This window comes from Paraburkholderia bryophila, from assembly GCF_003269035.1.
Lineage (GTDB): Bacteria > Pseudomonadota > Gammaproteobacteria > Burkholderiales > Burkholderiaceae > Paraburkholderia > Paraburkholderia bryophila.
Map to the genome: position 1 here is coordinate 68,119 of NZ_QLTK01000010.1, position 12,038 is coordinate 80,156.

General features: G+C 53.6%; 8 protein-coding genes. 6 read left to right on the forward strand and 2 right to left on the reverse strand.

Translation table 11 applies throughout. The annotated features are described in order from the left end of the window. Positions 1–1,088: 1,088 nt before the first annotated feature. The gene (locus tag BX591_RS17000) at positions 1,089–1,367 is read right to left on the reverse strand and encodes a DUF6471 domain-containing protein (protein WP_111932549.1); all 279 of its coding nucleotides are present in this window, start codon (positions 1,365–1,367) and stop codon (positions 1,089–1,091) included. 156 nt (positions 1,368–1,523) lie between these two features. On the opposite strand from BX591_RS17000, the gene BX591_RS17005 reads away from it, so the two are divergent. The 5 genes from BX591_RS17005 (at position 1,524) to BX591_RS17025 (ending at position 8,896) form a co-directional block, all read left to right on the forward strand. Further along, a complete protein-coding gene (locus BX591_RS17005) occupies positions 1,524–4,244 on the forward strand; it encodes a DDE-type integrase/transposase/recombinase (protein WP_111932550.1) in 2,721 nt (906 codons plus the stop codon). 9 nt (positions 4,245–4,253) lie between these two features. Further along, complete coding sequence (locus BX591_RS17010; RefSeq protein ID WP_111932551.1) at positions 4,254–5,294, forward strand: ATP-binding protein; 1,041 nt, start codon at positions 4,254–4,256, stop codon at positions 5,292–5,294. Beyond that, a complete protein-coding gene (locus tag BX591_RS17015) occupies positions 5,291–6,616 on the forward strand; it encodes a TniQ family protein (protein ID WP_111932552.1) in 1,326 nt (441 codons plus the stop codon). The genes BX591_RS17010 and BX591_RS17015 overlap by 4 nt, the downstream gene beginning before the upstream one ends. 90 nt (positions 6,617–6,706) lie before the next feature. Then, a complete protein-coding gene (locus BX591_RS17020; RefSeq protein ID WP_111932553.1) occupies positions 6,707–8,005 on the forward strand; it encodes a TniQ family protein in 1,299 nt (432 codons plus the stop codon). A gap of 171 nt (positions 8,006–8,176) precedes the next feature. Continuing rightward, entirely contained in the window at positions 8,177–8,896 is a 720-nt protein-coding gene (locus BX591_RS17025) for a hypothetical protein (protein ID WP_111932554.1), read from the forward strand. 306 nt (positions 8,897–9,202) lie between these two features. Here BX591_RS17025 and BX591_RS17030 read toward each other — a convergent pair whose 3' ends face one another. After that, positions 9,203–10,276, reverse strand: coding sequence for an RES family NAD+ phosphorylase (locus tag BX591_RS17030; RefSeq protein ID WP_111932555.1), 1,074 nt, complete (start codon positions 10,274–10,276; stop codon positions 9,203–9,205). 829 nt (positions 10,277–11,105) lie between these two features. Between BX591_RS17030 and BX591_RS36125 the strand changes: the two genes are divergently transcribed. After that, positions 11,106–11,783 (forward strand): HEPN/Toprim-associated domain-containing protein, encoded by a 678-nt coding sequence (locus BX591_RS36125; protein ID WP_146749781.1) that lies wholly within the window; start codon positions 11,106–11,108, stop codon positions 11,781–11,783. Positions 11,784–12,038: the final 255 nt, after the last annotated feature.

Sequence of the window (12,038 nt, forward strand, 5' to 3'; positions counted from 1 at the left end):
CGCGCTGCCTGATCTGAGCCGGACGATTCCCAGTGCACACGTCAATGAAGACGAAGTCCCCCATTCATTCCGCACGATCGAGAAGAAAAGAATGAAGAAACTCTCGAGTGCCGGGGAGGATTGATAGAACCCGGTGGCCTGCGCCAGACGCTGGAGCCGCCTGCGCCTGCATCAGCTCCTCCTGGTCAGCAGGCCGCGCAGCGGTAACAAAATGACCGATTGCGAATGCATATGCTCACGTAAGCATATCCTCATCATGATTGAGGATATCCTCCAGTGAGGATATCTTTACTTGAGAGTAGTCAGGGTATGCTTAATTGAGGGAAGAAGGATATGCCTTCGGCCCCGCCAGTCAAAACTGGCGTTCCTTCAACCATTCGTACTCAATGGTTCCGATAGACGTTCGGATCGCGGCTCTGTCTTCGCCACCGCGCTGGACTTTCTCAATCCTACCCCGTGGTAGTCCAGTTGTCCCTAGCGTGCCACCGGTCAGACCCGTCCACGCTAGCGGTCACTGGCCGAAGTCTTTTCAATCGAAAAGTTGGCTCTTACGTCGGTCGGCTCGTGCTCGGCGACGCTGTGACATGGCATGTATAGCACTAAATCGAGCATCACGGCGATCAAACTAACTCGGCGAAAACAACAAAAAATGCTCTCTTCAAAATCTCTGTTGCTAGTGCAGAATTTCTTAAAAGATGCCGAAAAATTCGTGGTTGTGCTGAACCAACACTAATGCTCGCAGCAGCTTGGTATTCATCGACGGCGTGTGAGGAGAAAGCATCCCGGCAGTTAACAACGGCATCCGATCACTCGGCGTCGCAGTTAACTTCAATGGCGACTCTCAACGTCCGGGAAACTGAAAAACCGAAAACCGAAAAGCGATTGCGTGCACAACGTCATTTGACGCGACCTTGCAAAAATAAGGCTAATTTCCTACATTGATTCTTACGCTCGATTGAGCGGACGCGCATCTGACATCTGTCGCCGGAACCTTGAAATTCCGTCGGACCCCTTTTTATGAGAGGGTAGTCTGCACGGAGGTCGGGATGCTACAGGTGCGTAAGGTAGTCGAAGACGTGCTGAAACGGCTATTCGCCATCAGCCGCGTCGCACTCGTCAGATATAGGCGCGGAATCTCCATCTATGGCGGCCAGGCATGCCAGCAGAAATGCGGCAGTAAACCGTTTCCGGTTTATCTTCCGATTGATCTGGCCGGCAGTCTCCGTAATCCCGAGTCTTTCAAGACGAAGGGCGAGCCCCTTGTAACTGAGCCCTCGCTTAATCATCGCCGAAACGATGACGTCTCTCGCCCTGCTTTCCCACTCGCCGTACGCCGCCTCGCCGAGCGCGCGATCAGTAGTCGCCATCTAAAGACTTCCTTCCTTCTTGCTCAGCCAAAGCGCCTGCTGCGCTGCTTGACCAATTTTCCCACAACACAGATCGGTCGTATACGACCGATTGCGCGTTCATGGACCTCGCGCATTCCTACACGTCTATATCTCACCATTTTTGTGTAGGACGACATGCTGGACAAGGCCCAACTCACCGATTTGTTCGACCGGCTCGGCACACCCGCCGCCGGGCGGGAGCTCATTCTCAACGCACGGATTCAGTCGCCAGTCCGGCAGGTGATGTCGCGCGGAGGGAATGTCATCACCATCCTGGCCAGCCGGAAAATGGAATGTGAGATTCGCACTGAAAGCCGGCACATCGAATTCGCCGTCGCCGTGACCAAAGAGCATTCCGCAGACGTGCTTGAGTACTACGCACAGCCGTGTGAACTCAAGCTAAAACTGCTGAACGACGCCACCGGTGAAATCCGGACTGTCGCGCACATCCCCGACTATCTCACCATCGCCAACGACGGCTTCACCCTGGAGGAGTGGAAATCCGAGGCTAAACTGGACCGCTTGGCCGAGAAATATCCCTACCGCTATGTGAAGGAGAACAACGGCCAATGGTACGCGCCGCAAATCGAAAAGCAGGTTGCGGAGCTTGGAATCCGCTACAGACTCTGCAGCGAGGAGTTGATCCCGCGCCGGCGAGTTGAGAATCTTCTATATCTAGCCGACTATTTCCTCCCGGGCGCCGAACCGTGCTCCGAAGACACGCTCATCCGATTGAGCACCGCACTTCGGGAACATGGTTCGCTGTCTTTCTTTGAACTACTCGCATCTCCTTACAAGTTCAACGCTGACTTTCTTAATCAGGCGATTGCGGACAACCTCGCAGTCACCGACCTCGATCACGAATCGCTAGCGGAAAAGCGGCAATTCCGACTGTATCGGGATACAGCGTTGCGTGACTTCACGAAGGCCGCCGTACGCTCGGCGGGCCTACCGGGCGAAGACAGCTTCGCATTGAATATCGCCGAAGGCTCAAAATTTCTGTTCGAAGGCCAAGAGCTAACAATGGTCATCGTTGGCGAGGAATTCGTTGTTTGCAACAGGCAGGACGGTTCCAACCTTCAGTTGACTCGGGAATGGATTGAAAACGCTCACGAAAACAAACAGATCAGGGCTGCAAACGGAGAAGAAAAAGCATCCACCGATTTAAGCCGCTTCTCGAAAGAGGACCTTGATCTTGCACTTAGACGCCAGGCGCTTCTCGAATCGCCGTCCGGAGAGTTGAACGTTTCGCCGCGAACAATGCGACGGTGGGTGGCTCGGAAGTTAGTCGCCCTTGCAAACGGCGACAACGAAATACTGGCGTTGGTTCCACATACCGCAGCGAGGGGCAATCGAACACCGCGCCTAAGTGCACAGCAAATTCAAATGATGGACCACGTCATCGACACCGAGTGGCGTAATAGCGCCGCCATCAACTTTAGAGCGTGCTACCGGATGATGGAAGTCGCGTTCGCCGAAGCTGGTGAGACGCCGCCGTCATATCCCACTTTGATCGCCCGAATCAAGGCCCTCAAGACGAACGACGACGTGCGAACGCGTCAAGGTAAGCGAATTGCCTATCAAGAAAACACGTTTATCGATGTTCTGTACTACGACAGTCCAGCACACGGCAGTCGGCCGCTCCAGTACGTCCACATCGATCATACGCAACTCGATATCGAAGTGGTCTCGAGCAAAACGGGCAAGCCGTTCGGGCGCCCGTGGCTGTCTTTGGCAATCGATGCCTGGTCCAGACGCATCGTAGCGATTTACCTCACCTTCGATTCGCCGTCATATTGCTCATCGATGATGGTCGTTCGGGACATAGTACGGCGATTTGGTCGACTTCCGGAATTCATAGTCGTCGATAACGGGAGCGACTTCTTATCTGATGCCTTTAAGTCCTTTCTGCGAGCGATGGGTACGCATTTGCGTTTCCGCCCAGTTGGTAATCCCAGGCATGGCGCAGTATTGGAGCGATTGTTTGGTCGCCTGAATACCGAATACATCCACAATCTCGACGGAAACACCAAAGCGACGAAGAACGTGCGTATGGTCACCGGATCGCATTTGCCCAAGAAACTGGCCGAATGGACACTCCGCGACCTCTACTACGGCATCCAGCATTGGGCTTTCGAATTTTACGATCAGCAGCAGCATCCGGCGCTCGACGAGTCTCCGAAGGAAGCATTCCTGCGTGGGGTGCGCGAGAACGGGAAAAGAGCACAACGACGGATCATCTTCAACCAAGATTTTCTTATTGCAACGTGCCCGCCGGTAGACCGCTCCGGCGTCAGGCAAATCCACGCCCAACGTGGTGTCAAGGTAGACAACCGGTTCTATTGGAATGACGTCTTTAAAACCGCGAAGATTGCGGGAGAAAGTTTACCCGTCCGATACGACCCATGGGATGCGTCCTCTGTCTACGTTCGACTGAAGGACAGATGGATTCGCGCTATTTGCAGAAACCTTCACGGTCTTGGACAGTTGACGGACGTGGAGCAGCGCGCGCTCACGGCCGAGTTCAATCACCGTAGCAACACGGTTGCAGGTGATGAAAAGTCCGCACAACGGCTTCGAGAGTTCATGCAGGTCTTCAAGCCGAAGGGCGCCCTCGCAGTCGAGTTCGAGCGTCAGTCCGAAAACAAGAGCCTCTACAACGATCTACGGTTCGCAAGCATCGAACCCGTTCTCGCGATGCGCCGTGGCGATCTCATCGAGCCCGTGCCCACGCCTTCGAAACCCGCGGCGCCGCCAGACTCAGCGACAGTTCCCGATTCCACAGTTCTGCCGACACCCGAAGTGTCTGGCAATCGTTCCAATGTCAAAGACTTCGACGATTTCGAAGACTTTTGAGGTGTCGAAATGCAAACAGATAAACGGATTCTCCAGCATCGTGCAGGCGAAAACATTCATGCCTTATCGTCCAAACGGATCAAGCACACCCGCGTGGGTGACATCATGACGGAGCTCGACACTCTTATCTATCCAGGAAGCCAGGACAGCATTCTGCTCGTATGCGGTCCCGCCGGAGCGGGCAAGACGACACTGGCAAAGCATATGGTCAACGCTGCGCTAGAGAGGGCGCGCACAGCAATGGAAATGAATCAGGGAGTCATTCCGGCGATCTACGTTGAGGCACCGTCGTCAGGTGAAAATAACTTCTCCTGGCGCTTGTTTTATCAGCGCATCCTCGCCCAACTTGGCGATGACCTAGACTCTCCAAAAATGGCGTACGGAGTCGATCCCGAGTCAGGTCGCGCGATCAGGCCTCGAGGATCAGTCGGCAACACTCTTGCTGCGTTGCGTGCTGCTGTAGAGCGAGGCCTTAAAGCGCGCCAAGTCGAATTTCTTGTTATCGACGAAGCCGCTCACATCATCCGCCAAACGCGAGGTCGTGGCCGACTGGAGATTCAGCTCGATACACTGAAGTCTCTAGCCAACAACAGCGACACCCAGATGATCATGATTGGGTCTTACGACCTCTATCAGTTGGTCTCACTTTCGGGTCAACTCGCACGCCGGACGCACGTACTTCACTTCGAGCGGTACAGAGAAGACCGGCCGGAAGATGTCCAGGCATTTGATCGTTGCGTTCTTGCATTTGAAAAAACCCTGCCAGACCTTTGGGGCGGCCAACTTTCGCGCCACTCGGCGGCGCTCCTCCACAATACGCTGGGATGCATCGGAACGCTCAGCGGCGTGCTAAAGCGGGCAGCGAAGCTAGCAGAGGCAGGTGGAGCTTGGTCGTCGGAGCATTTGGAGCGAGCACTGCTCACCGAAGCGCAACGAGAGCGCATCCTTGATGAAATACTCGACGGCGAGTCTGCTATTGAGCCAAGTCTGATGCGGGTTTTATCCGCGACGAGACGGCACGAATCCAAGTCAAAAGGAAGGACCGTATGAACGACACTGTCCGCATTCGACGATCCTTGCTTCATGCCCTGGAACCCATTGCGGTAGGAACACCGGACGCCGAGAGCCTCCTAAGCTATATCTATCGTCTGGCGATGTCACATTGCGTGTCTGTGCGAGAACTGATAAACAGAGTCACGGAAAGAATGGGCTGGGAGCAGCGAGCCAGATACTCGGTTCAATGGCACAACTTCAATCCGCATTCGACAGGTGAAGTTGCTGAAAAATGGTCGAGCGGATTGTCTGCATTGACGAGCGTCGAGCGGCTCGATAAGTTGACTCTGCTGCCATGGCGCAAAGTCATTTCACAACAAGGGCTTACTGCCAAACCATCCCGTTGGTGTTCGCAGTGTTTCGCCCAAGATCGCTCGGACGGCCGCGACCCATATTTTAGACTCGCGTGGGATCTTGGTGACGTCGACGTTTGTCCAAGGCACGCGACGAGACTTACAGATGTTTGCCCCGACTGTGGTCGCACCAATGTCCGTAACACTATGACGTATGTGGTCCCTGGATGGTGTTCCTCCTGCGGTGCATTTTTGGGTGATGCAAAAGACCTCACGTTGGCAAACTCAGCCGACGTCTGGAAGTCGTCCCAGATCGGCTCCATGCTGGCAACACACGCGAGGCTCCATTCGGCCCTTGGCCCCGAACCCATGATAAGCGGCATTGTGCGACTCGTTTCAAATCTTGATGGCGGGAATAATGCGGCTTTCGCCCGCCGCATCGGTCTTGCCAAAACCACCGTTCACTATTGGCTACAACAAGGCGGCATTCCCTCCATGGCCGGCCATTTGCGCATTGCATCGCAAACCGGCGTGACGCTCGTGGAGCTATTGACCGGGCAAGTCGGAGACGAACCCAGGACATCAGCGGAGATTCCCGCATTGGCGACGCTTTTCCCTGATCGCAAGCAGCGAGCGTCACCACGGACTCATAACGTGGAGCAGATCAATATGCAACTCAAAGCATTAATCCGATCGAATGTCCCAGTTAGCGCGGCCGAAGCTGCGAGGCGACTGAATGTGCACCATCGCCAGCTGTACGTGTTTGCGGATCAAGCAGCCCGTTCGCTGTCCCATAAGTGGACACAGCATAGACAACATCGGGGCATAGAAAGCGCAGAAAGGGCAAGGAAGCTCATCGAGCCGGCTCTGAAAGCCATCGCAGCTGAAGGAAAGTCTGCGAATCTACGTCTCTTGATGCATCGAATCCCCGTTGGAACCCCTGGTATCTTAAAACACGCGATCGCTCTAATAAAAGAGGCAAAACTTAGTACAGGCTCGGATGAGCAAATCCACTCCGAAGACTAATCCCAAATAGATCATCGGTATCCGACGCTTTCGGAGATTTTTGGTTGCCGGAAGGGTTAGCGCTTACAGTTCGAGGAAGGTAGTAGCAAAATGACCATGCCTATTCGAGTCCTCCGTTCTGCTCTTAATCCGCTGCTTCCGCTTGGCGTCGGGGAGCGAGATACCGAGAGCCTGCATAGCTATTTTTTTCGATTAGCACTTTCTCACTGCGTTTCTGCCCCTGAGTTGAAACGGACTGTCACCGCAAAGATGAATTGGCAGATGCCGGGAAAATATCGCTGGAACGATTGCAACTTGAACGGCATGGGGAGTGCGGCCGAGCGCTGGTCTCAGGGACTATCGGAATTGACATGCATTGCGCATCTGGACATGCTTACGCTGCTTCCGTGGCGCAACGTGATCGCTCAAAAGAGCCTATCGTCCACATCGTCACGCTGGTGCTCGGTCTGTTTTGCACAGGATCGCGCGGATGGACGAACGCCGTACCTTCGACTTGCGTGGGATATCAGCGAAGTCACGGTTTGTCCGATACATGAGACACGGTTAACCAACGTCTGTCCAAATTGCGGGCGAAGCAATACAAGAAACAGCACTTCATATGTCGTACCTGGCTGGTGTTGTTCCTGTGGAGATTTTCTCGGGAACTTGGCCGGAGCAGTATCGGTGAGCGCCGCAGAAATTTGGAAGGCGTGTCAAATCGGAGCGATGCTTGCAGCACAATCCAGATTGTCTTCAACACCGACGCGCGACACTTTCATTAAAGGCCTTTTCAATCTTGTCATTTATCTCGATGATGGAAAAAGCGCGGTATTTGCGCGCCGCATTGGCCTCAACAGATCGACCGTGCATTATTGGCTCAAGGAAGGTGGCATTCCCACTATCGCGGCACATTTGCGTATCGCATCGCAAACAGGGCTATCGCTCCAATCCCTATTGACCGGTAAAACTACGGCAGCGCAATCCGCTCCAATCCCGCCGACACAGCTGACGACGCTCTTTCAAGGTCACCGAAAGCGCGCATCACCGAGAAGCCTTGATGTGGGCCAGATCAACGATCAGCTCGAGGCGTTTATCCAATCCGGTGCCTCGCTCAGTGTTGGAGAAGCTGCCCGACGATTGAACGTTCACCCCCGGCAGCTGTATGAGTTTGCGAACCGGAACGCTCGTATCATAGGACAAACGTGGAATCGTCAGCAAAGGAGCCGAGGCGAGGAGAGCCGCAAGAGGGCGGCCGGATTCATCGAAGCAGCCCTTCTCGAGATACTTGCCGAAGACAAAGGCGTGAGCTTGCGTGAGCTGAGGCGCCGTATTCCCAGGGATGTTCTCGGGAGCGTTCGCAATATTTTCACACTGCTCGAAGAGGTGAAAGCGAAACTCGGGACGAGATAGGGCCGTTCAGCATCCACGCTGAACGACGGAGGTCGTGTCAGTACGTTATCGCGTGCATGCGTCTCGGCGGCAAGGGTCGAATACTGCACTCAATTCCTGGCAAGCTGACAACACGTTGAGGTTGTGACCATCGGTAGACTGTAGTTAGTACGACTCTAAAACGGATCCACCATGAGTATCGAAGAGTTCTCGAACATCGAGCATCAAATGGTCCTCGACGCAGAGGAGCGTTACGGTGATTTTTTTACGACCACAAGGGAGATTTCTTTGCTCTTGTCCAACATCATGACGTGGCCTACCAAGGACTGTGACATCTTCATTCGGTTCTTTTCACAGATGAAGAAGTCTCACATGCTCAGTCTGATCGCCTTGGTTCGGCAACACCGTATTCAGGCGAAGATGACGCTAAGATACTTTTTGGAGTCGACCGTACATGCCGCATATTCACTGGTTCATGTCGATACCAACAACTATTTCGACGTAATCGGTGGCAAGAAACACGACCCTCAAAAGGCCTCCCGAGTGGCATATGTGTGGCTCGAAGATAGCTTTCGATCTCACTCCGATGAGATCAAGCGGATGAAAGATTCAATCAATCAGCAGACGGCGCACGCAAACGTTTACAACAGCTTCCACAACTTCCATTATGTTGGCGGCGAGAATGCCTCCATCTACACAAGCTTCTTCGACTTCGATGACGATCATTGGCTCAAGGTGGATCTCTGGGAGTGCGCGCAGGCCGGGTTGATTGCAACGGACCTTATCTTGGCCATCCGAAAGCAACATGGTGGCTTCTTCCCCTCTAGGGAGACGGACAAGCTACCGAAAATGATCGAGGCGGCCGACCGGCTGTTGACCCAACTCGGCGAGGGAGAGAAAGATCCGCAATGACCTGCGAGATCGCCAGTCGCATCCCGTCCCGCTATCGTGCAGACGAATTCATCAATCGCTTGGTCTCGATGGATATTGACGTCACTGGAGACCTGACTAGGAATGAGTCAGACGGAAAGCGGCATAGGTGTAAAGACGCGGCAAGAACTGACAATGGGGCACCGCGTCCGGAAGCGCCTTCGATCCGCAATTCGAACGTCGCTGGTGGAATTACTATGGCACGTCCGGAGGAGACAGAAAAATTCCGCAACGCAGTCTCAGTTACTTACACTCGATCGCCGGACGCCGCGAAACTTTCGCCACGGTCTAGGAACTGGTCTCCATCGCTTTGCCACGTTCATTGTAATCAATGTCGTAATCCGCCGATTCGTCAAATAGATTCCGGACGACGAAATCGTAACGCACTCTGGTCACGTCGATGACACGACTGGATTCTGCTACCCACGAAGCCGACGCAGGGTCGAAGAGGACAAGGTTGTCGCCGTCTCCTACCGTGCTTCTGAACAGTACTCCGTCGAACTCAAGCTGACGAAACACTTCAACGAGAAACTGGGTTACTGTGTAAGCGCTCCGGTTGCTCGGCGGAGCAGCTGTCGAAAAAACCTTCTCCATGGCAATAATGAGCTCCAGCATCTCCAGCTCTTGATCACTTTGCCAAAGCTTCGTAAGGTCGTGCGCTCTGAGGTCCACCACACGTTGTTCACGAGTCAATTCAAAACTGCCTAGCGACACTAGCTCACCCGGATGCGGGCGAATTTCAGCTGCTGCTGTCGCTGCATCGGAGGCGAGATACAGGTACGACACGCCGGGACGATTCGCTCGCCCAGCACTTGTGCTGCCAACCGGAGGTGCCCCAAGGTTCTTGTCCGAATGCGGCTCATAGAAGTAGCTCGGAGGAGCTCCGATCTCGTGGAAATTGGCAGCGCGTGTGCTTGCGCCCAATCTTGCCCTATGCCAACGTTTTCCAGCTGCCAATGTCTTCGCAACATAAGGAGCAACCGGCCTGATCACGGGAGTGTATTCCGCCTCAACAAGGAAGTGGTTTCGCTCCCGCAACGCCCGCCCTGCGCTCTCCAACACATCGCTTTCACCGCTGGAGACCGGCGTTTTCGGCATATACCCGTATATCTCTCGACCAAACGCCGTAAAGATCTGTATCTGCAGCTGGCGTTCGTTGACATCGTCCAGAAAGGAAAGCACAACATCTTCACGATCGACCGGATCTTGTGCCGGATTGATCTTCAGGATTGGATTCGGGTCAATGAAAAACAGGCTTTCCAGGCTGCCGTCACCGAGCTTGGAGTGGTATTGCCATTCACCGAAGTTGTATCTGACTAGAGCCTTGACTGCGAGCAGGAACTCGTCTATCCCGGTATGCACGCAGATAACGTCGGACGCGCCGCATAAGCTACACGTCGATCGCGTCCCGTGTCGCGTGACCAATTGCTTCAAAAGTTGCGCTGTACAGCAGTCGTAACATACAAAGTGCGCCGGTGCGGCAGGAATTGAAGTCACTATCTCTCCGTGATTTGCCGAATTTCAGCGGCAGATCTTATGAAAATGCGCTCTCTTGAACGCGCGTCAATGCATGTACCGACACGTGTAAACGTTCACCCGGTTCCGAACATTGTAGTGTCCACAGAACCACCCGGCGAGCCACTGCCTCAATATTGTTTGATCGTTCAAAGCTGCTCTCGGTTGCTTTTCTCGATTGACACGTCATGGCATGAGCGAACCGTGCCAACCATCGCTCTAAAGGATATCCGCGGCAGGCAATGCGTTGATGGGTAGTCTCCGGCTGATGATTGCATTCAGCGCGAACGATGCAATTGGACAGTGAATCGCTGTCCTATTGAGGAACGCATGCAGAGAATGAACCACTCACCGGTGCCACGGCGAATACATCGTTACAGACGGCAGGATTATAGCTACCCCTGCGAAAGCGTCATGTCTACCGATGGGGCGGATGCAACCAGGTCACGCAGATCGCACTCAAAATAAGTTGCCTTTAAAAGGCCGCTTATTTTATATAACAATTTCGAAAATCAGATCTGAAATAAAAGAAAGATTCCAAGGGCGGTAAAAATCGGCTTAACTGATGGTAACGTTCAATCATTGGGCCGGCCGCTTTCAGGCGTTCATCGCTGTATCAAACACACTCCCGCACTTAGGCGCCGCGCTATTAAATTATTTTTGGAGTTAGAATATCATGTCCACTGCGATTATTTCAATCGGCGGCGCAATTGTCAGCGTGATGGACCACGGGTACCGTCGATGGTTTTTTAATCGAAATGATAGGGTTATCCGAAATCCATGCTCGGGACAGGAAAACATTGAGTACCTGTATGTCACAACGGCGGAGGAATTACGGGACCGCCTCGATACCTTTGGATACAATCGCAGGTCACTCGAAGGTGAGTTTCGACAATATGAGAACAAAGTGGAACACTTCACCAACCTCCCATACCTCTGTGACAATCCGAAAGAAGCATTTAATCGCGCCCACTCAGTGGAATTCGCAACGATTGACGATTGGCTTGGAGCACTAGGAGCAGCGCGTGCGAAGAGTATATATGATTGCGACCAATACACCCTTCCACGCTTCCAGAAATACGAATCTTCGGACCCATTCGTTGACATCGAACTGTTGTCTGAATGCGTGACTAACTATGATCATTTTGACGACTCTCCTTCTATGTTGCCGACGCATAATCGGACCGGATTTCCTTGCGCGAGCCTGGAATGCATGGCAGTCGCCATGCTTGAAGTAGTATCCGACAATGCGGAGTGCATTCTGAATGTCACTGAACTCGTCAAGGGCGGCGATGTGTACTGTTTCGATGATCTCATTGCCGCCCGGAGCGAGCATGCACTCGCGAGCCGATGAGGTATCGGCTACAGGATGCTGACTGTCGGCCCGGGGCTCCATCGGTGACTAGGGAAGTATTTTTTATTTCACCGTTCGTCGATGAACAAGTTTGGGCAAACCACCGTTCCCGCGGGCATCCGGGCTGCGCTAGATGTCCAACCTGGGATGTGATGCAGGGTGGCACCCTGCGGGTCCGGCCGAAAACGAGGCCAATCGTGCACGCCAGGACCAGCAACGCCGCATAGATTTCTTCAAAGCGTCGTACGTCGGCTT